At 63.0% G+C, this 25,685-nt stretch carries 28 protein-coding genes and 1 tRNA gene; 12 read left to right on the top strand and 17 right to left on the bottom strand.

Features of this window, described 5'->3' with window-relative positions; genetic code table 11:
- Positions 1-3 precede the first annotated feature (3 nt).
- Genes ugpA through ACWTU8_RS23690 form a run of 3 tightly spaced genes read left to right on the top strand, consistent with a single transcriptional unit; the run spans position 4 to position 2,820 of the window.
- Positions 4-888 (top strand): sn-glycerol-3-phosphate ABC transporter permease UgpA, encoded by an 885-nt coding sequence (gene ugpA / locus ACWTU8_RS23700; RefSeq protein ID WP_029348593.1) that lies wholly within the window; start codon positions 4-6, stop codon positions 886-888.
- Between the two features lie 8 nt (positions 889-896).
- Entirely contained in the window at positions 897-1,745 is an 849-nt protein-coding gene (gene ugpE / locus ACWTU8_RS23695) for a sn-glycerol-3-phosphate ABC transporter permease UgpE (RefSeq protein WP_455850079.1), read from the top strand.
- Positions 1,746-1,752: 7 nt separating this feature from the next.
- On the top strand, positions 1,753-2,820 hold the full coding sequence (locus ACWTU8_RS23690) for a sn-glycerol-3-phosphate import ATP-binding protein UgpC (RefSeq protein ID WP_455839996.1): 1,068 nt from the start codon (positions 1,753-1,755) through the stop codon (positions 2,818-2,820).
- A gap of 48 nt (positions 2,821-2,868) precedes the next feature.
- On the opposite strand, the gene ACWTU8_RS23685 is transcribed toward ACWTU8_RS23690, so the two are convergent.
- The 3 genes from ACWTU8_RS23685 to ACWTU8_RS23675 form a co-directional block, all read right to left on the bottom strand.
- Complete coding sequence (locus ACWTU8_RS23685; RefSeq protein WP_455850078.1) at positions 2,869-3,951, bottom strand: ABC transporter ATP-binding protein; 1,083 nt, start codon at positions 3,949-3,951, stop codon at positions 2,869-2,871.
- Positions 3,948-5,534, bottom strand: a complete 1,587-nt coding sequence (locus tag ACWTU8_RS23680; RefSeq protein WP_455850077.1) for an ABC transporter permease — start codon at positions 5,532-5,534, stop codon at positions 3,948-3,950. The genes ACWTU8_RS23685 and ACWTU8_RS23680 overlap by 4 nt, the downstream gene beginning before the upstream one ends.
- Positions 5,535-5,709: 175 nt before the next feature.
- Positions 5,710-6,717 carry an iron ABC transporter substrate-binding protein gene (locus ACWTU8_RS23675; protein WP_455850076.1) on the bottom strand — a complete coding sequence of 336 codons (1,008 nt, stop codon included), beginning with the start codon at positions 6,715-6,717 and terminating at the stop codon, positions 5,710-5,712.
- 207 nt (positions 6,718-6,924) lie between these two features.
- Here ACWTU8_RS23675 and ACWTU8_RS23670 point away from each other — a divergent pair, with 207 nt between their 5' ends.
- The 4 genes from ACWTU8_RS23670 to ACWTU8_RS23655 all read left to right on the top strand — a co-directional run bounded on the left by ACWTU8_RS23670 (position 6,925) and on the right by ACWTU8_RS23655 (position 9,450).
- On the top strand, positions 6,925-7,476 hold the full coding sequence (locus ACWTU8_RS23670; RefSeq protein ID WP_455850075.1) for a sigma-70 family RNA polymerase sigma factor: 552 nt from the start codon (positions 6,925-6,927) through the stop codon (positions 7,474-7,476).
- A 1-nt stretch (position 7,477) separates the two neighbouring features.
- The gene (locus tag ACWTU8_RS23665; RefSeq protein ID WP_455850074.1) at positions 7,478-8,116 is read left to right on the top strand and encodes an NrsF family protein; all 639 of its coding nucleotides are present in this window, start codon (positions 7,478-7,480) and stop codon (positions 8,114-8,116) included.
- Between the two features lie 258 nt (positions 8,117-8,374).
- A complete protein-coding gene (locus ACWTU8_RS23660; protein WP_455850073.1) occupies positions 8,375-9,004 on the top strand; it encodes a GntR family transcriptional regulator in 630 nt (209 codons plus the stop codon).
- On the top strand, positions 9,001-9,450 hold the full coding sequence (locus ACWTU8_RS23655; protein WP_455850072.1) for an OsmC family protein: 450 nt from the start codon (positions 9,001-9,003) through the stop codon (positions 9,448-9,450). Before ACWTU8_RS23660 ends, ACWTU8_RS23655 begins: the two co-directional genes overlap by 4 nt.
- Before the next feature lie 445 nt (positions 9,451-9,895).
- Here ACWTU8_RS23655 and ACWTU8_RS23650 read toward each other — a convergent pair whose 3' ends face one another.
- The 7 genes from ACWTU8_RS23650 to ACWTU8_RS23620 form a co-directional block, all read right to left on the bottom strand.
- Positions 9,896-10,774 carry a 3-hydroxybutyryl-CoA dehydrogenase gene (locus ACWTU8_RS23650; protein WP_029348585.1) on the bottom strand — a complete coding sequence of 293 codons (879 nt, stop codon included), beginning with the start codon at positions 10,772-10,774 and terminating at the stop codon, positions 9,896-9,898.
- A gap of 116 nt (positions 10,775-10,890) precedes the next feature.
- Positions 10,891-11,820 (bottom strand): electron transfer flavoprotein subunit alpha/FixB family protein, encoded by a 930-nt coding sequence (locus ACWTU8_RS23645; protein WP_455850071.1) that lies wholly within the window; start codon positions 11,818-11,820, stop codon positions 10,891-10,893.
- A gap of 20 nt (positions 11,821-11,840) precedes the next feature.
- Positions 11,841-12,590: an electron transfer flavoprotein subunit beta/FixA family protein gene (locus ACWTU8_RS23640; RefSeq protein ID WP_127248531.1), complete on the bottom strand. Its 750-nt coding sequence runs from the start codon at positions 12,588-12,590 to the stop codon at positions 11,841-11,843.
- Positions 12,591-12,803: 213 nt separating this feature from the next.
- On the bottom strand, positions 12,804-13,607 hold the full coding sequence (locus tag ACWTU8_RS23635; protein WP_287339620.1) for a rhomboid family intramembrane serine protease: 804 nt from the start codon (positions 13,605-13,607) through the stop codon (positions 12,804-12,806).
- Positions 13,608-13,633: 26 nt separating this feature from the next.
- Positions 13,634-14,215 carry a cob(I)yrinic acid a,c-diamide adenosyltransferase gene (locus ACWTU8_RS23630; RefSeq protein ID WP_455850070.1) on the bottom strand — a complete coding sequence of 194 codons (582 nt, stop codon included), beginning with the start codon at positions 14,213-14,215 and terminating at the stop codon, positions 13,634-13,636.
- Between the two features lie 28 nt (positions 14,216-14,243).
- Positions 14,244-14,435 carry a twin transmembrane helix small protein gene (locus ACWTU8_RS23625; protein ID WP_029348580.1) on the bottom strand — a complete coding sequence of 64 codons (192 nt, stop codon included), beginning with the start codon at positions 14,433-14,435 and terminating at the stop codon, positions 14,244-14,246.
- Positions 14,436-14,458: 23 nt separating this feature from the next.
- Positions 14,459-15,325: an SDR family oxidoreductase gene (locus ACWTU8_RS23620; RefSeq protein ID WP_455850069.1), complete on the bottom strand. Its 867-nt coding sequence runs from the start codon at positions 15,323-15,325 to the stop codon at positions 14,459-14,461.
- Between the two features lie 57 nt (positions 15,326-15,382).
- Between ACWTU8_RS23620 and ACWTU8_RS23615 the strand changes: the two genes are divergently transcribed.
- Positions 15,383-16,234 carry a YihY/virulence factor BrkB family protein gene (locus tag ACWTU8_RS23615; protein ID WP_455850068.1) on the top strand — a complete coding sequence of 284 codons (852 nt, stop codon included), beginning with the start codon at positions 15,383-15,385 and terminating at the stop codon, positions 16,232-16,234.
- A 70-nt stretch (positions 16,235-16,304) separates the two neighbouring features.
- Here the strand turns inward: ACWTU8_RS23615 and ACWTU8_RS23610 are convergent, their stop codons facing one another.
- Together ACWTU8_RS23610 and gluQRS are read right to left on the bottom strand one after the other, a co-directional pair.
- Positions 16,305-17,180, bottom strand: a complete 876-nt coding sequence (locus tag ACWTU8_RS23610; protein ID WP_455850067.1) for a DMT family transporter — start codon at positions 17,178-17,180, stop codon at positions 16,305-16,307.
- Positions 17,181-17,326: 146 nt separating this feature from the next.
- Entirely contained in the window at positions 17,327-18,202 is an 876-nt protein-coding gene (gluQRS, locus tag ACWTU8_RS23605) for a tRNA glutamyl-Q(34) synthetase GluQRS (RefSeq protein ID WP_455850066.1), read from the bottom strand.
- A 91-nt stretch (positions 18,203-18,293) separates the two neighbouring features.
- Between gluQRS and ACWTU8_RS23600 the strand changes: the two genes are divergently transcribed.
- Together ACWTU8_RS23600 and ACWTU8_RS23595 are read left to right on the top strand one after the other, a co-directional pair.
- Positions 18,294-18,935 (top strand): DNA-3-methyladenine glycosylase family protein, encoded by a 642-nt coding sequence (locus tag ACWTU8_RS23600; protein WP_029348575.1) that lies wholly within the window; start codon positions 18,294-18,296, stop codon positions 18,933-18,935.
- Positions 18,936-19,163: 228 nt separating this feature from the next.
- Positions 19,164-19,721, top strand: a complete 558-nt coding sequence (locus ACWTU8_RS23595; RefSeq protein WP_029348574.1) for an HNH endonuclease — start codon at positions 19,164-19,166, stop codon at positions 19,719-19,721.
- Positions 19,722-19,873: 152 nt separating this feature from the next.
- Here ACWTU8_RS23595 and ACWTU8_RS23590 read toward each other — a convergent pair whose 3' ends face one another.
- A complete protein-coding gene (locus ACWTU8_RS23590) occupies positions 19,874-20,392 on the bottom strand; it encodes a disulfide bond formation protein B (RefSeq protein ID WP_455850065.1) in 519 nt (172 codons plus the stop codon).
- Positions 20,393-20,506: 114 nt separating this feature from the next.
- Positions 20,507-21,094, bottom strand: a complete 588-nt coding sequence (locus tag ACWTU8_RS23585; RefSeq protein ID WP_095517776.1) for a YqaA family protein — start codon at positions 21,092-21,094, stop codon at positions 20,507-20,509.
- 272 nt (positions 21,095-21,366) lie between these two features.
- Between ACWTU8_RS23585 and ACWTU8_RS23580 the strand changes: the two genes are divergently transcribed.
- Positions 21,367-21,451: transfer RNA gene (locus ACWTU8_RS23580), tRNA-Leu, on the top strand.
- A gap of 141 nt (positions 21,452-21,592) precedes the next feature.
- Here ACWTU8_RS23580 and ACWTU8_RS23575 read toward each other — a convergent pair.
- From ACWTU8_RS23575 to ACWTU8_RS23565, 3 genes are all read right to left on the bottom strand, one after another.
- Positions 21,593-22,159: a hypothetical protein gene (locus ACWTU8_RS23575; RefSeq protein WP_455850064.1), complete on the bottom strand. Its 567-nt coding sequence runs from the start codon at positions 22,157-22,159 to the stop codon at positions 21,593-21,595.
- Positions 22,160-22,523: 364 nt separating this feature from the next.
- Positions 22,524-23,804: a GNAT family N-acetyltransferase gene (locus ACWTU8_RS23570; protein WP_455850380.1), complete on the bottom strand. Its 1,281-nt coding sequence runs from the start codon at positions 23,802-23,804 to the stop codon at positions 22,524-22,526.
- Positions 23,804-25,204 carry a lipopolysaccharide biosynthesis protein gene (locus ACWTU8_RS23565; RefSeq protein WP_455850063.1) on the bottom strand — a complete coding sequence of 467 codons (1,401 nt, stop codon included), beginning with the start codon at positions 25,202-25,204 and terminating at the stop codon, positions 23,804-23,806. The genes ACWTU8_RS23570 and ACWTU8_RS23565 overlap by 1 nt, the downstream gene beginning before the upstream one ends.
- A 69-nt stretch (positions 25,205-25,273) precedes the next feature.
- Between ACWTU8_RS23565 and ACWTU8_RS23560 the strand changes: the two genes are divergently transcribed.
- Positions 25,274-25,495, top strand: coding sequence for a hypothetical protein (locus tag ACWTU8_RS23560; protein WP_455850062.1), 222 nt, complete (start codon positions 25,274-25,276; stop codon positions 25,493-25,495).
- Positions 25,496-25,685: the final 190 nt, after the last annotated feature.

Here is a 25,685-nt window from a genome sequence, read left to right as displayed (position 1 = left end):
AGCCTGTCTCCACGCATCGTCTTTCCCAACAAGATCCTGCCCTACCTGCTGGTGGCGCCACAACTCGCCATAACACTGGTTTTCTTCTACTGGCCGGCCGGTCAGGCGCTTTACCAGTCGATGCTCCGGCAAGACCCGTTCGGGCTGAGGACCAGGTTCGTCTGGTTCGCCAATTTCCGCAAGGTGCTGGCCGATCCGGCCTACCTCAACTCGATCCACGTCACCGTAGTGTTTTCGCTTGCGACCGCGATCGTTGCGATGGGCGTGGCTCTTTTGCTTGCGGTCATGGCCGAGAAGGCCGTGCGCGGCAAAGGCCTGTACCGCACATTGTTGATATGGCCCTATGCCGTGGCGCCGGCGATTGCCGGCATGCTGTGGCTGTTTCTGTTCAATCCTTCGATCGGCTCGTTGGCGTATTTGCTGAGAAGCCTCGGCATCGCATGGGACCCGCTCCTCAACGGCACCCACGCCATGATCCTGCTGGTGTCGGCGGCTGCCTGGAAGCAGATCAGCTACAATTTCCTGTTCTTCGTCGCCGGCCTGCAGGCGGTGCCGAAAACGCTGATCGAGGCGGCGGCGATGGATGGCGCCGGCGAGACCAAGCGCTTCTGGACTATCGTCTTCCCGCTGCTTGCGCCGACGACCTTTTTCCTGCTGGTCGTCAACACTGTCTATGCGCTGTTCGACACGTTCGGCATCGTTCATGCCGTCACCGGCGGCGGGCCGGGCAAGACGACCGAGACGCTGGTCTACAAGGTCTACAATGACGGCTTCGTCAATCTGATCCTGGGTGACTCGGCGGCGCAGTCGGTCATACTGATGGCCATCGTCATTGCGCTCACCGCCATCCAGTTCCGCTACGTGGAACGCAAAGTCCATTACGGTTGAGGGCAGCGATGATCGGCCAGTCCCCGCTCCGCACCTTCATCGCCCATGCCGTGCTCATCCTTGGCATATTGATTGTGGCTTTTCCGATCTACTACACTTTCGTTGCCTCGACCCACACGCTGCAAACCATCTTCAGGCCGCCGCTGCCGCTCTTGCCCGGCGGCCAGCTCTGGAACAATTACAGCGAGGCGCTGTTCGGCGGTATTGGCCGCATCGGCGGTGTCAGCGTCGGCCAACTGCTCCTCAACACCACGGTCATGGCGCTCGGCGTCGCGGTGGGAAAGATCTTCATCTCGATCCTGTCGGCCTATGCGATCGTGTTCTTCCGCTTTCCCTTGCGCATGACCTTCTTCTGGCTGATCTTCATCACCTTGATGCTTCCCGTTGAGGTGCGCATCCTGCCGACCTACAAGGTTATGGTCGACCTCGGCATGATCGACACCTACGCCGGCCTGATCATCCCGCTGATTGCCTCCGCCACCGCGACGCTGCTGTTCCGCCAGTTCTTCATGACCATACCGGGCGAATTGGTCGAGGCGGCGCGTGTCGATGGTGCCGGGCCATGGCGGTTCTTCTTCGATATCCTCTTGCCGCTGTCGCGCACCAACATCGCGGCGCTTTTCGTGATCCTCTTCATCTACGGCTGGACGCAGTATCTTTGGCCGCTGCTCGTCACCAACAGCAACGATATGAACACCATCGTCATCGCGCTGAGAAAGATGGTTTCTTTCGCCGATGCCGATACCGAATGGCACCTGGTCATGGTCACGGCGATGCTGGCCATCGTGCCGCCGATCCTGGTGGTCGTGCTGATGCAACGCTGGTTCGTGCGCGGCCTGGTCGAATCCGAAAAGTGAGAAGCCGATGGCGACCGTCGATCTGAAGGACGTGAAGAAGGTCTATCCCGGCGGCGTCGAAGCCGTGAAGGGGGTCTCCATCGCCATTCCCGACAGGGAGCTTTGTGTTCTGGTCGGCCCCTCCGGCTGCGGCAAGTCCACGCTGCTGAGGATGATCGCCGGGTTGGAGACCATTTCTGCCGGTACGGTCGCCATCGACGGCAAGGTGGTCAACGCCATTGGCCCGACCGAGCGCGACATCGCCATGGTGTTCCAGAACTACGCGCTTTACCCGCATATGAAGGTCTACGACAACATGGCCTATGGCCTGCGCAATCGCGGCACGCCGAAGGACGAGATCGACAGCAGGGTGCGCTCGACAGCCAAGGTGCTGGAGCTTTCGGCGCTGCTCGACCGGCGCCCGCGCGAGCTTTCCGGCGGCCAGCGCCAGCGTGTCGCCATGGGCCGCGCCATCGTGCGCAACCCGAAAGTCTTCCTGTTCGACGAGCCGCTCAGCAATCTCGATGCCAAACTGCGCGGCCAGATGCGGGTCGAGATCAAGAATTTGCAGCGCACGCTCGGCGTCACCTCGGTCTATGTCACCCACGACCAGCTGGAGGCGATGACGCTGGCCGACATCCTTGTTGTCATGAACGCCGGACTGGTCGAGCAAACTGGCGCGCCGCTCGACGTCTACGAGAAGCCAGCCTCGATCTTCGTCGCTTCCTTCATCGGCGCGCCACCGATGAATCTTCTGGCGCTCACCGGAAGTTCCTCAGGCCCGGTATTGGCCGACGGGACGGCGATCGGCTTTGCGGCTCGCGAAACACCAGCCGTGACACTGGGTTTTCGTCCTGAAGATGCCGACGTGACCTTCAATGCGGAGGCGCTGGCCGGTGCGCTCGTCCTGCCGGCGACAGTCAAGGCAGTCGAACCGGTCGGTGCCGAAAGCTTTCTTCACTGCGCCGCAGGCGGTAGCCGTATCGTCGTGCGCGTCTCAGGGCGCGCCGCCGCAAAGCCTGGTGACCAGTTGCGTGTCGTGGCCAAAGCCGAAAAGCTGCATTGGTTCGATCAGGCCGGAAAACGGGTCGATTGAAGCCAGCCTGTCGTCCTGGCCAGCGAACCGCGCGAGGCGCAAGGCCGTTCAGGCAAACACATGCGCCTTGCCCGACACCGTCAGCCGGACGATCTCGCCAACCACCGGTGTGTCCATGCCCGGCTTGCGCAGGATCAATGGCGTGTTGCCGATCGCGGCTGCGTCCGGCGGATCGGGACTGTTCAAGAGCCGCACCGCGATGGTGCACATCGAACCGGCGAATTCGGACTCCGTCACTTCGCCGAACAGCATGTCCGGCGTGCCCGACATGCCTTCGCGCGATGTCCGTTTCAACAGCACCTGTTCCGGCCGCAGCATGATGCGGACGATATCGCGCCGCTCGGTGCTGTCGACGGCGATGCGGCCGAGCGGCGAGTTGGCGAAGCCGTCCGCGATCTTGGCCGGCAGGATGATGGCATCGCCGAGGAATTCGGCGACCATCCTGTCCTTCGGTTTGAGATAGAGTTCGTGCGGCGTGCCGATTTGCGAGAATTTTCCATCGCGCATCACCGCGACCTGGCTGGCAAAGGACAGCGCCTCGGCCTGGTCGTGCGTGACCAGGATCGTGGTGATACCGGCGGTCTCCAGAAGTTCGGCCACCGCCTTGCGCATCGAGGCGCGCAGCCCGGTGTCAAGCGCCGAGAACGGCTCGTCGAGCAGCATCAGCCGCGGCTTCATGGCCATGGCGCGGGCCAGCGCCACACGCTGTTGCTGGCCGCCGGAGAGCTCGTGTGGCCGCCGTTTCAGGATCGCCTTGTCGAGCCCGACGATATAGGCGAGCTCGACGATGCGCTCGGTGCGCTTGTCCTCGTGATGTCGCATGCCGAAGCCGATATTGGCGGCGATGCTCAGATGCGGGAACAGGGCGCCGTCCTGCGCCACCACGCCGATGCCGCGCCGATAGGCGGGCACGGCGGCGCCGCCATTGGCCAGCACCTGGCCGTCAAGCACGATGCGGCCCCGGTCCGGCGCCTCAAAGCCGGCGATCAGCCGCAGCAAGGTCGTCTTGCCGCAGCCCGACGGCCCGACGATCGCGGTGCGGCTGCCGCCGGCCACGCTGAGATCGACACCGGCCAGTGCGGCCACCGGGCCGTAGTGCTTGTGCACATCGGTGAGTTCGAGGAAGCTCATCGTCCGGCCATCCGCTTCGACTGGACATAAAGCAGCCAGGTCAGCGGCAGTGAGATCGCCACCATGATAAGGGCGTAAGGTGCGGCGGACGCATAGTCGATCTCGCCGCTGTGGGCCCAGAACGCCAACGCCAGCGTGCGGGTGCCGTTGGGCGCCAGCATCTGCGTTGCGGTCAATTCGTTCATGATGCCGAGCGCCACCAGCGCCATGCCTGCCGCGGCACCCGGCGCCGACAGACGGATCGTCGTCGACCACAGCGCCTTGAGCGGTGACCGGCCGAGACTGGCGGCGGCGAGTTCGAGCTCGACCGGCGCCTGCGCGATCGACGCCCGCAGGCTGATCAGGGCGCGCGGCAGGAACATCAGCGCATAGGCAACGAGGATCGTGAACAGGGTCTGGTAGAGCGGCAGAGCGATGCGCACGGTGATGGTGACCAGCGCCAGCGCTACGACGACGCCGGGCAACGATCCGACGATGTAGTTGCAACCCTCCAGAAGACGCTGCAGCGGTCCCGGCGCGCGGATTGAGATCCAGGCCATCGGCATGGCGGCGATGGTGGCGAGCAGGGCGCCGGCGAGCGCCAGGAACAGGGTCTGGCCTAGCGCAAGGCCGATCTCATCGAGGCGCCAGACATCGGCACCGCCGGCTACGAGCCAGCGGCCGATGGTGACGAACGGCACGCCCAGCGCCAGCATAGTGGTGACGACCGGCAGCAGCAGGCACGGGAGCGTGGCGCGGCCGAGCCTTGTGCGTTGCTGCTGGCGCGCGGCGCCCGAGCCGACGCGGGCATAACGCTCCTCGCCGCGCACGAGCACTTCGATCCCGAGCAGCACGAAACAGCATGTCACCAGCACCGCAGCCAGCATGTTGGCGGCGGGGCCATTGAAGGTCGACTGGAACTGGTCGACGATCGCCGTGGTGAAGGTGTCGAAGCGGATGAACACGTAAAGGCCGTATTCGGCCAGGAGATGCAGGCCGACCAGTAGAGAGCCACCGCAGATGGCGAGCCTGAGCTGCGGCAGCACCACCCGCCGGAACACGCGCCACGGCCCGAGGCCGACAGCTGCCGCGGCATCTTCGAGAGCAGGATCGAGCCGGCGCAAAGCTGCCGCCACCGGCAGATAGAGGAACGGGAAATAGGCGACGACGGAAACCAGAACGCCGGCCCACAGGCCATGCAGTCCCGGCACCAGGGTGATCCAGGCATAGCTGTGGACGAAGGCGGGGATGGCGAGCGGCGCCACCGACAGCCAGGCCCACAGGCGGGCACCGGGAAGATCGCTGCGTTCGGTCAGCCAGGCCAGCGCCACCGAGAGCACGATGCAGATCGGTACCGCGAGCATCACCAAAAGCAGGGTGTTGACCAGCAGCTCGCCGACGCGCGGCCGGAAGACCAGTGCCGATACGGTCTCCCAGCCGGTCTGCACGGCAATCCAGATGATGAAGGCGAGCGGCAGCAGGGAGAGAAGTGAGATCAGGATGGCGGCAAGCGAAATCCAGGATATCGGCCGCCGGCGCGTCCATTGCCCAGCAACCATGCCGGTCGGCAGGCCCGAGCGTGCAAGGTCGGCCGCAGACTGCATCAGCTCAGGCGCCGTGCCGCTGCCGCCCGATGGCGGAAACGGTCGAAGGGCCGCAAACGCGGCCAGAAACGCAGCTTGTCGTCATGGACGAATGCCACCTCGAAAAACAGAGCGCTCCTGCGGAAGCGAATTCCCGCAGGAGCGCAGTCGGTTGCCCTTTTAGGACGAACGCCGACTAAAGCAAGCCGGCTGCCGTCATCAAATCGGTCACCTTCTTGGAGTTCAGCGTCGTCGCGTCGACCTTCGGCGCCTGCAGTTCGGCCAGCGGCACCAGCGCCGGATTGGAATCCGCGCCCTTGCCGACCGCGTATTCGAAGGAATTGCCGGTCTTCAGTACGTCCTGACCACCCTTGCCGGTCACCCATTTCAGGAAGGCCTGGGCTTCCTTCGGGTGCTTGCTGGAGGCCAGCACGCCACCACCGGAAACCGAGACGAACGCGCCCGGATCCTGGTTCTTGAAATAGTGAAGCCCGATGTTCTTGCTGTTCTCACCGGTCTTGGCCTGGTCGCCGTAGTAGTAATAGTGATATATCACGCCGCCTTCGACCTCGCCGGCATTGACCGCCTTCATCACCGTGCTGTTGCCTTTGTAGGCGGTAAAGTTCTCTTTCATCGCCTTAAGCCAGCCGGCCGTTGCGGCCTCACCCTTGAGCTGCAAAACCGCGCTGACGATCGCCTGGAAATCGGCGCCGGACGGCGAAGCGGCCCAGCGTCCCTTCCAGCTCGGATCGGCGAGATCAAGCAGCGACTTGGGCAGCTGTTCGGCGGTCAGCTTGGTTTTGTTGTAAACAAAGACGGTGCTGCGCGCGGCGATGCCCACCCATTTTCCGCTGGACGGCTGGTACTCCTGCGGAACCTGGGCCAGCGTCTCGGCATCGACCGGCGCGAACAGGCCGGCGGATTCGACCAGCACCATGGCGGGGGAGTTTTCGGTCAGGAACACGTCGGCCGGCGACGCGGCGCCTTCGGCGACGATCTGGTTGGAGAAATCGCTGTCACCGCCGTGGCGAACGGTGACCTTGATGCCGGTTTCCTTGGTGAAACCTTCAACCCAGGCGTCGGTCAGGCTTTCATGCTGGGCATTGTAGACGACGATGCCGCCGTCCTGGGCCATTGCCGGGCCGACGATCAGGCTGGTTGCAAGTGCCGCGGCACCGGCAAGGGCGGAAAGAGCATATTTCATGGACGTTATCCCTCTCGATCTCAATGGTCTTTGATTTAGCAAGACTGCACCTATCAATTCCTGACCGGTGTAGTCAACATTGATGAGCGGCGCAATCGGGCGCTGGAGGTGAAACCTTCGTGATATTCCCATATTTTGGCTTGGACATTATTCGCCGGCCACGTAACAAATCAGCGTCGAGGCGCGAATATCGGGGAGTGAACTCTTGTGACCGGCAACGACGAGGCCGAGCTTTCCCGGCTGATGCGGGCCGCGATCGCGGGAGATGAAAAGGCTTACGCCGACTTTCTGCGCCGGACGGCTGCTCTCGTTCGCGGCTTTATCAGGCGCAAGATCGTTCAGGGCGGGGTCGATCCCGAGGACGTCGTGCAGGAAACCTTGCTGGCCATTCATGTGAAACGGCATACCTGGCGGCAGGATCTGGCCGTGCTGCCCTGGGTCTACGCCATTGCGCGCTTCAAGCTGATCGATGCCTTTCGGCGGCGCGGGCGGCGCATCGAGATCGAAATCGACGAGATCGCCGAGACCTTCGCCGAACCGGAGGCCGAGACGGTCAGCGAGCGCGACATCAATCGGGCCTTGGACGGCCTGCCGCCGGCGCAGCGTTCCGTGGTCTCGTCGGTGTCGGTCGAAGGCCGTTCCATCGGCGAGACGGCAGCGAAGTTCGGCATCAGCGAGACGGCGGTGCGCGTATCGCTGCATCGTGGTCTCGCAACCATTGCCAAACGGTTCGGGGCCAGCCAATTCGGGCGGGAATGACATGAGGACCGACGATCTCATAAAGGCGCTTGACGCCGATGCCCGCAGCGGGGCGATGCCGCTTGGCTCGGCCTGGTGGGTGGCCGCCGGTGCGGCTACGGGGATCGCGGCGGTGGTTTTCTGGCTGGCGATCGGCCCACGCACCGACATCGCGACCGCCATGCATACGATGCGTTTCCTCGCCAAGTTCGTCTTCACGACTGCTCTGGCCGTCAGCGCCTTCGCCTTGATCCGCGCCCTGTCGACACCCGGTGCATCGACGAGCAGGGGGGCGGCCTGGATGGTTGCGGCACCGCTGCTGGTGGTCATTGCGGTGGTTCTTGAACTCCTTTCCGTGCCTGCGGCCGACTGGGGCACGCGGCTGGTCGGCAGCAATCTGGTGATCTGCCTGACGTTCATTCCGCTGATCGGCATCGGTCCGCTCGCCATCTTCCTAGCGGTGCTGCGCTATGGCGCCCCGACGCGGCCGGTGCTTGCCGGAACCGTGGCGGGCCTGCTTGCCGGTGGGCTGGCGGCAACTTTCTATGCCGCACACTGCTTCGACGACTCGCCGCTTTTCGTCGCCACCTGGTACACGATCGCCATTGCCATCCTTGCGGCGCTCGGCGCGCTCGGCGGGCGGCTTTTTGTGCGCTGGTGAGCGACGGCCCGCGATCGGAACAATAGGCGCGCGGCAGCGCATCGGCCCGAAATCGAATTCGCTCTGACCGGCGGGCGATCTCGGGGATCATCCACATGCTGCGCTCCAGCGGGCGCTGGAAGGACTGCCCGGTCGTCGGCCCCTGGTCGCTTCGTTTCTTGAGCCGAGGCGGAAGGGCGGGAGCGCTGCGATCCAGGAGGAACATTTGTTAGCTGATTAAGGCTTGACCAACTCCGCCGGGGTATATTATTTGGATCCATGGATCCAAAGTCGATTTTTAGCGAGCTGCAGGACGAGATCGAGTCAGGTGAATTGGCACCAGGCTCCGTTCTCAAGCAGGAATCGATCGCCGAGCGTTTCGGGGTCAGCCGCCAGCCCGTCCGGCAGGCCTTAGACCAGTTACTCGGGAGTGGCTTGGTCGTGCGGCGTCGCGATCGAAGCCTGGCGGTAGCGATCCTCTCAGAACGGGAGGCGACTGAACTTTGCGAACTTCGGGCCATTTTGGAGGTCGCCGCCTTGGAGCAGTCGGTACCGGGGCTTCAGCCTTCTGCCTTGCGTAAGGCTGAGAGGCTCAACGACGAGCTATTCGCGGAGTATGATCCGTCGCGGATTCTGGAGCTCGACCAACAGTTTCACCTCGCCCTGTACAGCGGTTGCACGAATACTCGATTGCTTAAGACCGTCGGAGACCTTCGACGAGAATCCCGGCGGTCAACCCTTCACCAAGAGCGTGGCGCCCAGGAGCGAATTGATTTCTTCGAGGAACACGCGGCGATCGTTGCCGCTTGTGCAAGGCGCGATTTCGACGCTGCTGCGCAGCATCTTCGCCGCCATTTAACCCAAACGACTGCAAGACTTCTTTCCATTCCGACAAAGGATCAATCATGAAAATGACCGTCGAGGTGCATTGGGAGCGAGAAGGGGCAGTATTTACCGACAAGCGCTACAGCCGCGCACACGTTTGGCGCTTCGACGGAGGCCAAGTGGTGCCGGCCTCGGCTTCGCCGCACATCGTTCCGCTTCCTTATTCAGTGGAAGCCAACGTCGATCCGGAGGAGGCCTACATCGCGGCGATTTCCAGTTGCCATATGTTGACTTTTCTCTCGATCGCGGCGCCCCAGGGAATCGTCGTCGAGAGCTATACCGACAAGGCGATCGGCATGATGGAGAAGGTCGACGGACGATTGGTTGTCAGCCGCGTTGACCTCAATCCGACCATTGTCTACGCCGGGGAGCCGCCAACCGCCGCAACGCAAGCGGAACTGCACCACTTGGCGCATGAACAGTGCTTCATTGCCAATTCCGTCAAGACGGAAATCCAGGTAGCCACTTGAGATATCCATCTAACCGTAGCGATTGATCGGTGGATATTTGGCATATTCTTGCGGTTGGACCGAACCGAAGGTAGGGCGGCTGTCGAAACGTATTGCATTGCCAATCCAGCCTTTCAGCGCCTGCCTTAAGCGGGCACTGAAGGCTGGACAAAAAACGATGGGGCACGGGGTGGTCGATCGGGTGAACGGGTTCCGCTCCGTGTCAAGCCTTTGCGCGACTGCGTTGGCTTAGCGGGCAGCGCCGCCGCCCGAGCGTAGCATGTGCATGTCCCCGAGCCCCGGTCATCGACACGCCGCGCCTCGCCCCTTCGGCTAATACGGCTGGATCGCCTCCCATTCCGCATCCGACAGCCAATGAACCTCGCGATTCCTTGCCATCCGAAAACCTCCGGACGCCAAGGAATCAGACCATCGCCTCTTAAACAACCACAATTGGGTTTCGAGCCTAACGCGTCGGAACGGGATGCTCGCCGCGATAATCGTAGAAACCGCGTCCGGTCTTGCGGCCGAGCCAGCCGGCCTCGACATATTTCACCAGCAGCGGGCAGGGGCGGTATTTCGAATCCGACAGGCCGTCATGCAGCACCTGCATGATCGACAGGCAGGTATCGAGGCCGATGAAATCGGCAAGCTGCAGCGGTCCCATCGGATGGTTGGCGCCGAGCCTCATGGCGGTGTCGATCGCGTCGACCGAGCCGACCCCTTCATAGAGCGTGTAGATCGCCTCGTTGATCATCGGCAGCAGGATGCGGTTGACGATGAAGGCCGGAAAATCCTCCGAGACGGTGATCGTCTTGTCGAGATGGTTCACATAGGCCTTTGCCGCTTCGAAGGTCTGGTCCTCGGTGGCGATGCCGCGTACCAGTTCGACCAGCTTCATCAGTGGAACCGGATTCATAAAATGGATGCCGATGAAACGCTCCGGCCTGTCGGTCTGCGCGGCGAGACGGGTGATCGAGATAGACGAGGTGTTCGTCGCCAGGATGGCTTCCGGATTGAGCTGCGGGCAGAGCTGGGCGTAGATCTTGCGCTTGACCGTCTCGTCCTCGGTCGCCGCTTCGATCACCAGATCGGCACCCGCAAGATCGGCCATGGTGGGCGCTGCCGAAATGCGCGCCATCGCCTCGTTGCGCAGCTTTTCCTCGAGTTTGCCGGAGCCGACCTGGCGGGCCATGTTGCCGCTGATCGTGGCGATGCCCTTTTCGATGCGGTCGGGTGAGATGTCGTAGACCAGCACCTTGTAGCCCGCAAGCGCGGACACATGGGCGATGCCGCCGCCCATCTGGCCCGCGCCGATGATGCCGATCGTCTCGATCTTGTTCATTACACCGATCCCGTCAAAAGGCTTTGCGGCCTGCTTTTTGTGCGGTGCAAACTAAAAGGGCGGGGCGACTTCGTCTACCCCGCCCTTCACAATTTAATACGCTTTGGCAGAAGGCGTCAAAGCGCCTTTTGCAGTTCCGGCAGAATGACGAAAAGGTCGCCGACGAGGCCGTAATCGGCGACCTGGAAGATCGGCGCTTCCTCGTCCTTGTTGATGGCGACGATGACCTTCGAATCCTTCATGCCGGCAAGATGCTGGATGGCACCGGAGATGCCGACGGCGATGTAGAGATCGGGTGCGACCACCTTGCCGGTCTGGCCGACCTGCCAGTCGTTCGGCGCGTAGCCGGCGTCGACGGCGGCGCGCGAGGCCCCGACGGCCGCTCCGAGCTTGTCGGCGATCGGCAGGATGACTTCCTGGAATTTCTCCGAAGAGCCCAGCGCGCGGCCGCCCGAGATGATGATCTTGGCCGAAGTCAGCTCAGGACGATCGGTCTCGGACAGCTTGTTCTCGACGAAGCTCGACAGGCCGGGATTGGCCACCGCCTGAACCGTCTCGACCGGGGCGGAACCGCCCTCGGGTGCGGCCTGGAAGGAGGCGGTGCGCACGGTGATGACCTTCTTGGCGTCGCTCGACTGCACCGTCTGGATGGCGTTGCCGGCATAAATCGGCCGCTTGAAGGTGTCGGGCGATACAACTTCGATGATCTCCGATACCTGCGCGACATCGAGCAGGGCTGCCACGCGCGGCGCGACATTCTTGCCCGACGAGGTCGCCGGCGCGATGATCGTGTCATAGGCACCGGCTATGCCGACGACGAGTGCGGCCAGCGGCTCGGCGAGGCGCTCGGTGAGTTCGTCGGCTTCGGCGAGCAGCACCTTGCTCACGCCCTTGAGCTTGGCGGCAGCATCGGCAGCGCCGTTTGCGCCCTTGCCGGCGACCAGCACATGCACGTCCGAGCCGATCTGCAGTGCCGCCGAAAGCGCCTTGGCGGTCTGGTCGGAAAGCGTCGCATTGTCGTGTTCGGCAATCAGAAGAATTGTCATTTTTTTGTCCCTTCGCAGCCTTACAGCACGCCGGCTTCGTTCTTGAGCTTGTCGATCAATTCGGCGACGCTCTTGACCTTGACGCCCGCCTTGCGGCCGCCCGGCTCCTCGGTCTTGATCACCTTCAGCCGGGGCTTGACGTCGGCGCCGTAGTCGGCCGGGCTCTTCTCGTCGAGCGGTTTCTTCTTGGCTTTCATGATGTTGGGCAGCGAGGCATAGCGCGGCTGGTTGAGGCGAAGATCCGCGGTGACAATCGCCGGCATCTTCAGCTCCACCGTCTGCAGGCCGCCGTCGACCTCGCGCGTCACCTTGGCCTTGTCGCCATCGATAACGACCTTGGAAGCGAAAGTGCCTTGCGCCCAGCCGAGAAGTGCCGCCAGCATCTGGCCGGTCTGGTTCGAATCGTCGTCGATCGCCTGCTTGCCGAGAATGACGAGACCGGGCTTTTCCGCCTCGACCACGCCCTTCAGCACCTTGGCGACGCCCAGCGGCTCCGTCTGCTCGTCGGTCTTGACCAGGATGGCGCGGTCGGCGCCCATCGCGAGGGCGGTGCGCAAGGTCTCCTGCGCCTGCTGCGGCCCGATCGAGACAACGATGATCTCTTCCGCCTTGCCGGCCTCCTTCAGCCGGATCGCCTCTTCGACCGCGATCTCGTCGAACGGGTTCATCGCCATCTTGACGTTGGCGAGTTCCACCGCCGAACCGTCAGCTTTCACACGAACCTTCACATTCGCATCCACAACCCGCTTCACGGGCACAAGGATCTTCATTTGCCTGTCACCTCTTTCACGATAGCCACCTCTTTCAAGATAGTCGGGGGCGCTATAGCAGTGTGCGCCTCTTCAGAGTTGTCGAAAGCCGACATTCCGGACGGAATTCTAGTCTCCGACCGCCTTTGTGTGGGAAAGCTTCCGTAGTTGCGGCGACCCCGCACGTCAATATCCGAGGCGCCCCCAAATTATCCGTGACGCACTCACATCGGTTCACTCCGGACTGGACGCGCTTCCCCGTCCCCAGCGCGGCGCCGCCTGCGCCGGCTGCGGGTCGCTTGACGCCGGCTCTGCGGCAACAGGCACCTGGCCGGCGACCACCACTGCCTCTTCCTCAGCACCGGCAAGCAGTGGTACGGCGCGATTGCGCAAAATGAGCACCAGCACGGCCCCGGCGATGATGCCGCCGACATGGCAGGCCCAGGAAATCTGATCCTCGCCACCGGCGGCGAACATCACGATCTGGAACAGGATCCACAGGATGAGCGGGATGAAGGCCGGGATCCGCAGCGGGATGCGGGCGAAGGCCAGCACCCATACCTTCACCCTGGGGTAGAGGATCAGATAGGCGGCGACCACGCCGGCGATGGCGCCTGAGGCGCCAATCAGCGGAACCTGCGAGTCCCACGCGATCAGGCCCTGGAAGAAGGCGCCGGCGATGGCGCACAGCAGGTAGAAGATGAGAAAGCGTACATGACCGAGCGCGTCCTCGACATTGTCGCCGAACACCCAGAGGAACAGCATGTTGCCGCCGAGGTGAAAAATATCGGCATGCAGGAAGGAATAGGTGACGTAGCTCAAGCTCTCCGGGATCACGACAAACTGCGGAGCCAGTTCGACGCTGTCGTGGACGACCGACGGGATGAAGCCGAGGCCCAGCACAGCAGCGTTGGTGAACTGCTCTCCGCCAAGCGCGGTGGCGAAGTAGATCAGCGTGTTGAACGCGATCAGGCCGATCGTCACATATTGCTGCTTGATGTGGCGCAGCCGGTTGGTGTCATAAAGCGGGATGAACATCGGACCCCCCTCCAGCCTCGGCAGCTTCAGCGGTTCTTGCCGGGAACCCATAGCACGTCGGCGTTTCCATTGTCATTGACCGCGCGTGCGGCGACGAACAGAAAGTCCGACACGCGGTTGATGTATCTTATCGCCTCGCGGTTGACATGCTCGCTTGGGTCCTGCGTCAAAGCCACCATGATGCGCTCGGCCCGCCGTGCCACCGTGCGGGCAAGGTGAAGGGCCGCCGCCGCCGCCGTGCCGCCGTTGAGCACGAAGGATTTGAGCGGCTGCAGGTCCTTGTTGAGCAGGTCGATGTCCTTTTCGACACGGTCGGTCTGCACAGCGGTGATGCGCAGCGCCTCATAGCCGAGCGGCTTGCCGTCGTCCGGCATCGCCAGATCGGCGCCGAGGTCGAAAAGGTCGTTCTGGATGCGGCCGAGCATCGCATCGATCCCCGGATGGGTTGCCGCGGTGTGGATGCGGGCCATGCCGATGCAGGCATTGGCTTCGTCGATCGTGCCATAGGCGTCGATGCGCAGATCGGATTTCAGCCGCCGTTCACCGGTGCCAAGGCCGGTGGTGCCGTCATCGCCGGTGCGGGTGTAGATCTTGTTGAGCTTGACCACGCTCTGCCTCCCGAAATCGCCACCCTCGTCACTTGCGGGTGAAATACACCGCCAGCATGATCAGCACCAATGCCACGAACTGCAGCAGCACGCGCGTCTGCATCAGCTTGTTGGAGGTCATGGCGGAGCCGCCGCGCATCATGTTGATGAGGCCGCGGATCAGCACGATCACCACGGCGACCATGACGAGGACAGCGAGGATGTTGAAGACGGTTGCCATAGTGTGTTTCCAATCGATTGCGTTCAGGCGCGTTTGGCAAGCAGGCGGTAGAGCATTGATGCCGGCAGGACGCGTTTGAGGATAACGCCGATCCTGGCCGGCACCGTTACCACATAATGCGGACGCGGGCGCCGCGACAGAAGCGCATGGCGCAAGGCCGCATGAACCACCTCCGGCCCAGGCTTCAGCCGTGACGTGCTGCCGCCGGCCTGCAGCCGTTGCAGCTGCGCCTCGTAGGCAAGACGGTGGACGGAATTCTCACGGTCGATATTCCTGAGAAACCACCCAAGGCCGTTGCTGGCGATCTTCGATGTTACCGGCCCCGGCTCGATCAGCGAGACATGGATGCCGCTGCCCTGGAGTTCCTGATGCATGCACAGCATCAGCCCTTCGATCGCGTGCTTGGACGCCGAATAGGCGCCGCGAAAGGGCAGCGGCGCCAGGCCGAGGATCGAGGAGCAATGGACGAGACGGCCATGGCCCTGGCGGCGCATCACCGGCACGACACGGCGGGTGAGGTCATGCCAGCCGAAGACATTCGCCTCGAATTGCTCCCGGAGTGCTGCGACCGGCAGGTCCTCGACGGCGCCGGGCTGGGCGTGGGCGCCATTGTTGAACAGGGCATCGAGCCGTCCGTCCGTCCGTTCCAGCACCGACGCCACCAGCGTCTCGATCGATCCAGGTTCGCGGTAGTCCAGATAGAAAGCCTCGAGGCCATCGGCCTCGAGGGCAGCGATGTCCTCTGGCTTGCGCGCCGTCGCGAAGACCTGCCAGCCTTCCGCCTTCAGCGCTCGCGCGCAATAGGCGCCTATCCCGGAAGAAGCACCGGTGACGATGATGGTGCGCAACTCTTCTCCGGGAGGAAGCGTGGTTTGACCTAGGCTTGCCATTTGCCGCAATCCCTTCCCATATTCGCGGCGTCGAGACAATCGAAGGGAACGCGGTTCTTGTTGCGGAAGATCGTAGCCCTCAAACGCGTGCTCTATGATGCGCTCGGCCATTTCAATGCAGACGATGGCTGGGCGATGGCCAGTCATCTGGCGATCACGGCGCTGATGGCGCTTTTCCCCTTTCTGATTTTCGCCACGACGCTGGCCAGCTTCCTCGGCGCACAGGCCTTTGCCGACACCGCCGTGCATCTCGTCTTCGACACCTGGCCCGAGCAGATCGCCAAGCCGATCGCGCGCGAAGTGCTCAACGTGCTCACCGTGCAACGCACCGACCTGTTGACCTACGGCGTGCTGCTTGCCGCCTTCTTCGCCTCGAACGGGATCGAGGCGCTGCGTACCTCGCTCAACCGCGCCTACCGCGTTTCCGAAACGCGCGGCATCATCTATCGACGGGTGCAGAGCATCGCCTTCGTTTTGATCGCCACGGCAGGTTTTCTGGTGATCAGCGTGCTCGTGGTTTTCGCGCCCTTACTGGGGCGGCTGGCCGAGGCCAATTTCGAATGGATAAAGCCCTATATGGGCACGATCACGCTGTGGCGTTACATCATCGCCTCCGCCGTCATCGTCGGTGGGCTGTTCGCGGTGCATTACTGGCTGCCTGCGGGCAGGCGCCGCTTCGTCTCGATCATACCGGGCATCATCTTCACGCTGATTGCCTGGCTCATCGGGTCGACCATCTTCGCCGCCTATCTCGACCGTTTCTCGTCCTATGTGACGACCTATGCCGGCCTTGCCTCGATCATGGTCGCGGTCGTCTTCCTCTACATCGTCTCGGCGATCTTCATCCTTGGCGGCGAACTCAATGCCGCGATCAGCCGCTATCTGGAGGCGCGCGCGAGAGTCGGCTGAGTCTTAGTTGAGCACGATCTTTTCCGAAAACCGGTTCCCACTTTTTGCTTCGCTGCCCTTCGGTTCGGGATCATGCTTTGGTCGGCTGAGCGGTTGCGAGCCCGACGCCGAGCGTCGCGATCGCCATGCCGACGATCTGGACCAGGTTCAATTGTTCGCCGAACAATAGCCAGGCGATGACCGCGGTGACCGCCGGGACCAGATAGAACAGCGAAGCGACTTTCGACATCTCGCCGTCGCGGATCATCACCATCAACAGGAAGATGGCGCCGATCGACAGCACCAGCACCAACCATGCCATGGCGAAGATCAACTCGCCGTTGACGACGACCGTTCGCGTCTCGAAGGCGAGCGAAGCCAGGACCATCACCGATGCGCCGCCGACATATTGCCATTTGGTGGCCGCCACGAGATCGCCGCTGGAGGCGAAGCGCTTCTGCCAGATCGTGCCGGCGCTCATGGCGAGCACCGAGACAAGCGACGCGGCCAGCGTCTCGGCCGTCACGCCGCCGCCGAGCGCACCGAGCTTCGGCCAGAGCACAATGAGCACACCGACCAGACCGATGCCGAGACCGGCCCAATGGCGCGGCAGGATGGCCTCGCCGAGAAATCGGCCGGCCATCACCGCGGTGATCAGCGGCTGCAGCCCGACGATCAAGGCCGAAAGCCCGGCCGGCATGCCTCGATGGATGGCCCAGAACACGCCGCCGAGATAGACGCCATGCATCAGGATGCCGGCGCCGGTCGCGTGCAACGCTTCCGCGCGGGTCGCCCGCCTGGAACCGAGTGCTGCCATCAAGGCGGCCAAGAGGACGGCGGCCAGAACGAAGCGCGCGGCGAGAAAGGTGAAGGGTTCCGCCCACGGCATGGCGTATCGAGCACCGATGAAGCCGGTCGCCCACAGGACGACGAAGGAGGCGGGGATGAACCGCTTGATGCTGTGCATTTTCGGGAGGCTGCCGCGTGATCGGTGAGGGTTGAGTGTCGCGACTGCAGTAATGCGGTTCAACCTAGCAAGCAAAACCAAACGGTTGATCCATAGGCTCATCCGAATTGAAGGGTGCGCTCATATTTGCGGTCGTATGCGCCGATCTAGAACCCAATCAGCCGCCTGACGTCGGCCGGCGATGCGCCGGCCTCGCGCAAGGCGGCAAGGCCGGTATCCCGAAGACTCTTCGACAGCTTTCGTCCGTCCGGGCCGAGGACGAGACGATGGTGGAAGTAGCTTGGTTGCGGCAGGCCAAGGATCTCCTGGAGCAGGCGCTGCACGCCGGTGGCGGAATAGAGGTCCTGGCCGCGCACGACATGGCTGACGCCCTGTAGCGCGTCGTCGACGACGACGGCGAGATGATAGCTGGTCGGGATTTCACGGCGCGCCACGATCACGTCGCCCCAGTCCTGCGGCCGAGCATGCACCGTGCGTGTTGCGGAAAGCCGCTCATCCGAAAATTCCAGCCATGACAGGTCCGTCCCGACGCGCGCCATCGCAGCATCGACGTCGAGCCGCCAGGCGAAAGGCGCATTTTCGGCAATCCGACGCTGGCGTTCCCTCATCGGCATTGCCTTGTCGACGGCGGGATAGAGCGGCACGCCGTCCGGGTCGCGCGGCCAGTCGCGCCCGCGCTTTTCGCTGGCGGCAATGAAGGCGCGGATTTCGCCACGGCTCATGAAGGCCGGGTAGACGAGCTCTTCCCTGATCAGCCGGTCGAGCACCGCCTGATAGTCCGCGAAATGATCCGACTGACGGCGCACCGGTTCTTCCCAGCCAACCCCGAGCCATTTCAGATCGCGAAAAATGCCGGCCTCGAATTCCGGCGTGCAGCGCGTCGTGTCGATGTCCTCGATGCGCAGCAACAGGCGCCCGCCGGTTGCTCTCGCCAATTTTTGATTGAGCAGCGCCGAATAGGCATGGCCGAGATGCAGTTCGCCATTCGGGCTCGGTGCGAAGCGGAATGTCAGGAGTGTCATCGTTCGGCGGCAATCGGGTTGAGCGGCGCTTTCGCCAATTGCTACTTTGCGCCTGATTACATCTGACATTTTGCGCTGGGAACAAGCAGACATGCAACGTATCGCCACGCTCGACGACATCGTACAAGGGCTGGACGCACTCTGCCTGCTCGACCCGCGTCTCGCAAAGGTGCGCGGCATGGCCGGCGAGGTGCCGCTTCGGCTTTCCGAGCCGGGGTTCAGAAGCCTTGCCTCGATCATCGTCTCGCAACAGGTTTCCCGCGCCAGCGCCGACGCCATCTTCGGGCGGCTGACAAAACTGGTCGATCCGCTGACGCCGCAAGCGATCCTTGCCGCCGACGAAGCCATGTTTCGCGAGGCCGGACTGTCGCGGCCGAAGCAGCGCGGCCTGATCGCCGTGGCCCAGGCGGTGGTCGACGGCCTCGACCTCGATCATCTCTGCTTGCTCGACGCCACTGATGCGATCACGGCGATGACCAAGGTGTCGGGCATCGGCCCGTGGACGGCGGAAGTCTATCTTTTGTTCGCCGCCGGCCACCCCGATGTCTTCCCGGCACGCGACGTTGCCCTGCAGAGCGCGGTCGGCCACGCGCTCGGCATCGACCCGCGTCCGCCCGAGAAAACACTGATCCAGCTCGCCGAATCATGGAGCCCATGGCGAGGTGTCGCATCGCGGCTTTTCTGGGCCTATTATCGCGAATTGAAGGGCAGGGACGCCGCGCCTCCGGCCTGAATTCGCAAAAAAGCATTGAAATCAGTCGCTTTTGGCGTGGCGTTTGATCGACAAGCCGCTTCACATCCCTGTCATGTCGGGCTTACAGTATCCGCGCCGACAGGTTACAGCGCCGCGCATCCAGTTGGATGCGCAATGACGCTGTAGGACTTTTGAAGCTGCGCATGATCCTTTCCGAAATTCGATCCGATTTTCGGGGTCATGCGCTGAACCAAGGAGGTCAATGACGTGACGGTTGCCGTATCTCCGGATGGGCTTCCAGCACTGGTGCTGAACGCGGATTACCGTCCGCTCAGCTACTACCCCCTGTCGCTCTGGTCTTGGCAGGACGCCATCAAGGCGGTGTTCCTCGAGAGGGTGAACATCGTCGCCGAATACGAGCACGCCGTGTCGTCGCCGACCTTCTCGATGAAACTGCCGAGCGTCGTCAGCCTGAAGGCCTATGTGAAGCCATCGCGGCATCCGGCCTTCACCCGCTTCAACGTCTTCCTGCGCGACCGTTTCCAGTGCCAGTATTGCGGCACGCCGGAGGATCTCACCTTCGACCATGTCGTTCCCCGCCATCGCGGCGGCGCGACGACGTGGGAGAATGTCGTCGCCGCCTGCTCGCCGTGCAATCTGAGAAAGGGCGGCATGATGCCGGCGCACGCCAAGATGTGGCCGCTGCAGAAGCCCTACCAGCCGACGGTGCATGATCTGCACAACAACGGCCGGCTGTTTCCGCCCAACCATTTGCATGAAAGCTGGATGGATTATCTGTACTGGGACGTCGAACTGGAACCGTAGAGTTCGGCAGAAATCCGCGAGCCCCGGTCGCCTGACGCAGCTTTCTGCGCTTCCGGTGCTCACGTACTTAAGTACGCTCCGCTCCGGTTCTCGAAAGCCACGTCATGCGCTCCGGCCTCACGAATTTCTGGACGAACTCTGCGCTGTGCGGTTCAGCCGCGCGCAAACGCACCACGGAAGGCGACCACGGCCAGGACAAAGCTGGCGATGGCGTTCCAGCCGGCCAGCGACAGGCCGAGGATGCGCAGTGCCGCCTTGTCGCAGGAGGGCGGGACGAATTGGTCGAGCGCGTCGAGCACGCCCTTGCCGCCGGTGTCCACCGGTCCTGCCGCCGCGGCACAATCGGTCGGCCCCGGCCACCACGCCCATTCGACGCCGGAATGATAGACGCCGAGATAGACGCCGTAGGCCATCAGCAGGCCGCCGACGGCCAGCAGGCCGCGTGTCAGCCAAGCCGGCCAGCGCAGCGCCGACGACAGCACCGCCAGCAGCATCAGGGGCACGCCGATGTAGTAGGGGGTGCGCTGCTCCAGGCAGAGCTTGCACGGGATGTAGCCGCCCAGGTGCTGGAAGGCCAGCGCCGAGCCGACGGTGGCCGCCATGGCGACGGCGAGAAACACCGCCGTCCGCATGCGCTGGCGTCCAGTGTCGGCATTCACGGTCGCTGTCATCGATCTACCGTCCATTCCCGTTAGAGCAAAGGATGGGTCAATTTGAACATCCTTGCTCTAGCCCGGACTTCTGATACTAGCCCGGACTTCTCATACTAGCCCGGACTTCTGATACTAGAAGGCGTATTTGACGACGATATAGAGCGAAATCAGGGCAGCGGCGGCGGCGCCCGCGATCATGCCAAGGCGCTTTTCGATGAACTCGCGGATCGGTTCGCCATAGCGGCGCAGCAGCCAGGCCAGGAACAGGAAGCGGGCGCCGCGCGCCACGATGGCCAGCACGATGAACAGCAGGAGATTGACGCCGATGACGCCGGACAAGATCGTCACGACCTTGATCGGCGGCAGATGGGCGAGGCCGGAGGTGATCAGCATCAGGATGATGAAGCCGATGCCCGACGAGACGCGCAGCGCCTCGAAGTCGTCATACTTGCCGTAGAATTCGAGGATCGGCTTCGCCACCGTGTCGTAGGCATAGTGGCCGATGTACCAGCCGGCGATGCCGCCCAGAACGGAGGCCAGCGTGGCGACCAGCGCGTAGCGGTAGGCGCGATCCGGCCGCGACAGTGCCATCGGCAGGTACAGCACGTCGGCCGGCACCAGGAACACCGAGCTTTCGACGAAAGCGATGAATGCCAGCCACCATTCGGCGGATTTCTTTGCCGCCAGCGACAAGGTCCAGTCGTAAAGTCCGCGAAGCATCGGCACTCCTAATGCACGTCGCCCAAAATGCGCAGCGGTTTTGGGATAACAATGCATAAAAACAAAGACCAAAAGCGCGCCACATGAATCTCTCGATACGCGACGCGCTTCAATGCGCTGCCTGTCTAGAAAGATTTTTCGCGCCGCACAATGGCCGCAGCTTCACGAAATCGAAGGCTGGGGTTGAGCGAAGGCCGCATGTCGGGAATTGGCCAGTTGACGAACAGGCCTCCAACCGTATAGTCCGCGCCAATCCAGGCCGCCCGGCCTGAGCCCCTATGGCGGAATTGGTAGACGCGCTCGACTCAAAATCGAGTTCCGCAAGGAGTGCTGGTTCGATCCCGGCTAGGGGCACCATTTTCCACCCGAGACGTCTTGAAAGCTCGGCGGGATGTTATCCCAGGAGCATCCTGGGATAATCCACAATCGAGGCCGGTCCTTCCTGACAACGAGGCCGGTCCTTCCTGATTAGATCGGACTCCGTAGCTCAGGTCGCCATCACATCGGCCCCGGGACCATCTTGGTCGGCTGCTCCGGCATCGGAAACGCGTAGTTGTCGCATTTCACGTCAGGGTTCGTCGGGCTGAACATTCCGAGCGGGTTGTCCTTGAACAGCCAGGCGTGAAGATCGTAATGGTAGAACTCCGTCGGAATAAGCGGATAATGCCCCTCCATCGGCCCCTGGAACGTCTGTCCAAAGAGTTTCGGCGGCTCCTTGGTGTCGGGCGTCAACGGTGCAAGCCATTCCACGGCCACCAGGCGCAAGCCGCCGTCGACCGGCTCATAGATAAGGACATTGGGGCGCGTCGGATCTGGTGTCGGGCTGACGCTCGCGACGTTGACGAAATGAATGCCCATCGCGCCCTTAGGGTAATCCATAGCGCCAGCCACTTTTTCGCCGCTGTAATAAACGCATCCGACCGTCGACAGATAGAGGTCGCGGATGGCGGCCTTGTAGTCTTCGTACTTGGCTAGCGATTTTTTGAGGGCATCGATCTCGGCCTTGTCGGGCTCGGCGGCCTGACCTGCAGCCGCAGTCAGGCAGGCGCCGATGAGGCCAGTCAAAGCGAGTATGCTGCGGCGCCTGAAGTAAGTTGTTTTCGTCATGCATTCCTCCCAGATTTTTGTTCTGGCCGTGCAAGGCGGCAATGATGCTGGTTGCGCGGCCGAGATTATCGCCGATGCTAATCCTTTCCGCTGGCCGGGAGAATTAGCCCTCATGACCTAGGCCTCGACTGTGCCTTCGTCATCCCAGGGTCTGTGCCCCGTCGCTTCGCTCCTTGCTCCGCCCGGGGATAACGAAGTGGAGGGGTGTTTCGGCTAATCCTAGAGGTTTGCGATTTGCCACTGACGTGAATTATCGACGTTCGCTGCTGATTGGCCCAACCTGTCAAAATCACTGGGTCGAGGAACCAGCAGCACCATCAGCCTACCGCCGTCCCAACAAGCTCTTCATCCGGTTGCGCAGCAGGCGCGCCATGTTGCGGGTTTCGCGGTAGAGGTGAAGCTGCGACGCCGCCTGGCGGGCGAGGCGGTCGGCGTCCGGCGTCAGGCCGATGACCAGGGTGCCGATCGGCCTGCGCTCCGTCCACAGCCGGCTCATCACCGGATGGTCGGGCACGGCGCAGGAATCGGTCATCATGATGTTGGGGTCGTCGAGGTGCTGCCTGGTCACCTCGATCATCAGCAGCGTGCCCGGCGAATAGGCGGCGAGCGTCTCGTCATAGGCCGTCTTCCAGGTGTAGGCGACGCCGGCCTCGACGAAGACGATCAGGCTGGCGATGGTGCGGTCGTCGAGCGTCAGCGAATGGATGCGGCACAGATCCTGTTCGGCGAGCCGGTGCACGGCCTCGCGGGCGAAGGCGGCGCGGTAGCGGTCGATGGCCATGGCGGTGCGCTCGCGGCCTTTCCAGCCTGCTGCTTCCAGCGTCAGGAAGCGTTCAATGGCATGGCGGATGTTTTCCGGTCCGCGCGCTACCAGATGCTCCAGCCTGCCGAGGTCGGCGAGGCGTCGCTTCAGGCGGCGGAACTCGCGATAATGGTGCGAGCGCAGCGAGGCCTTCAGATACTCATCGCCGTCGATCTCGCTTTCGAGCATCGGGCGTTCGGCCTTGCCGGTGGTGACCAGCGTCAGGCCACGCGTCTCGGCGACCGTCGCCAGCAGGCTGGCCACCGGGCCGTCGAGCCGGATGTCGGGCAGCACAAAGACTTTCGGCAGCTTGAGATGCGGCCGCGACAGCATCGAGAAAAAATCCTCGACGACGCCGACGGGATCGTCACGGTCGACCAGCGGGGTGCCGATCGGGCCGAACGGGCTCGACCATGTGCGCATGACCGGCACGCCGAGCGGCAGCGCCGGCCGCTCCACCGAGAACGGCACCAGCAAGCGCAGCCGGTTGCGGTATTCGTCGCCGTCGCGGATGACCGCCAGCCGCACCTCGCGGTCTTCCAGCCGCGGCATGGCAGGCGCCAGGAATCGCGGGTTGAAGAAGACGTTGGGCTCGATCGTGCGGGTGCAGAGATAGTCGAGTTCCTCGACCAGATCGAAGCCGGCGGAGGCCGGGTAGACGGCCAGTTTGCGCTCGGGCCGGTCGTTGGCCAAGAGCTCGATATGGGCGGGGTCGGCTTCGCGGGCGAGCCCGGCGAGGCCGGACACCATGGCGCCGGCCGGGCCGCCGCTGGTTTCCTCGAGCAACGGGATGGCAGCCATCATGCGGCTCCTTCGGCGGCTACGAAAATGGCCATGACGATGCCGAGCCTGCGCCAGACCGTGAAGGACAGCGCGCCGGCCTCGAAGATCATGGCGAAGGCGGTGGCCATCGCCGCGCCCCACAGGCCGAAAAGCGGAATCAGCACCAAATTGAGACCGATGTTGAAGGCCAGCGTCATGGCGTAGACGGCGGCGCAGATGTTCTGGTTGCCGCTCATGGTGAGCAGGCTTTCGCAGGGGCCAACGGCGGCGCGGGCGACGACGCCGAAGACCAGCAGGAACAACAGCGGATAGCCGGCAACGAATTCGGCGCCGAACAAGCTCAGCATCGGCTCGCCCAGCATCAGCACCAGCAGCGCCATCAACAGCGACGGCCAGAACGTCCACGACACCGTTTCGCGGGCGAAGGCGGCGAGCTTTTCCGGCTCGCCATGGGTGAATTGCGCGTAGCGCTGGGCGACGCCCGCCTTGACCGCGAAATAGACGAAATGCACCAGCGCCAGTGTTTTCACCGTGGCGAAATAGACGGCGACGTCGTTGGGCTTCATATAGGCGCCGACCATCAGCACGTCGGCATTGGTGAGCAGGAAGAAGAAGCCTTCGACCAGGAAAATCGGCAGCGACACGAGGAACCACTGCGCGAAATGAACCTTCTTCGGCCCGGCCGGGATATTCCGGTCCATGCGCGTCGTGACGCCGATGAGCTGACCGAGCGTGGTGGCATAGGCGGCGGCGATCGAGGCGAAAATCGCGGTCCTGGCGTCGGGCGCAAAGCCGACCAGAAGCATCAGCGCCATCAGCGCCAGGATCAGCACCGGCCGCACCAGATAGGTGGGCGCCAGCGCAAACAGCGCCCATGAGTTGGCCCGCGCCAGCCCCTGCAGCAGATCGGACATGGCGATCATCGGCATGCAGATGAGGCCGAGGATGAACGGCACGACATAGTAGTTTTCGATGAAGGGCGAGAGGAGCAAGACGCCGAGCGCGCCGAGCCCGGCGATCGCCGTCGAGGCAACCAGCACGAACAGGCGGCTGGTCAGCACGATGCCGCGCAGTTCGGCCAGCATGTTGCGCTCGCGATATTCGGGAATGAAGCGGATGACCGAGGTGTGGAAGCCGAGGCAGGCGAGATTGCCGACGATGACCATCGTCACCCAGACGAGGACGAAGATGCCGTATTCGAACGAGCCCATCCAGCGCGCCATCAGCACCTGGCTGACGAAGGCGATGACGGCGCTGACGATGCGGATGGAGAAGGCGATCAGCGACATGCGGCCGGCTTCGCCGCGCTCGTCGGCGGTGAACAGCACGGCATCGATGCGGCCAAGCAGCGGCTTTACGCGCAGCGCAAGGCGCTGCGGCAGGAACCGCCCGGCTGTCGTCGCCGCGGAAAAGCGCACCTAATACTCTCCGTTTTCCGCCTCTTTTCTGGGTTTGGGTGTAGCGAAAACACATTAAGAAACGGTTGGGTGGAATACTTCCTTCGCCCTGTTTGCGGGGAGAAGGCGCGAGCAGGAGCGCAAGCGCTGCTCCATATTCATCGTTCGCGGCAGAACGCGACGAAACGACAGAGCCTTGAAGAATGCATCATGCTGGCGATGGTCCCCGGCCTGAAAGGCTACGCCGAATACGCCCGACCAGATTGGTGCGTGCATCCAGACGACCGCCCGAAAAAGAAGGCCAGGGAATAGGTCCGCCAGCCAACCCCCTACGGCTGGGTAGCGCGGTGTTGCTCCAACCCAGAGTTGGTGCGATGACAGATGCATGGAGCACTTGATAAATAAAGAGCTGCAAGCGCGGCTTAAGCGATTGGGCGCGCGCCTTGAAGAGCTTAAGGCTGCAAAGCGAGTTGCGCCTTCTCGGGAACATGTTGACAGGGGA

This window comes from Mesorhizobium sp. BHbdii (assembly GCF_053848045.1).
Note: the sequence above shows the minus strand (reverse complement) of the source record. Positions and strands in the feature narration are given on the sequence as shown.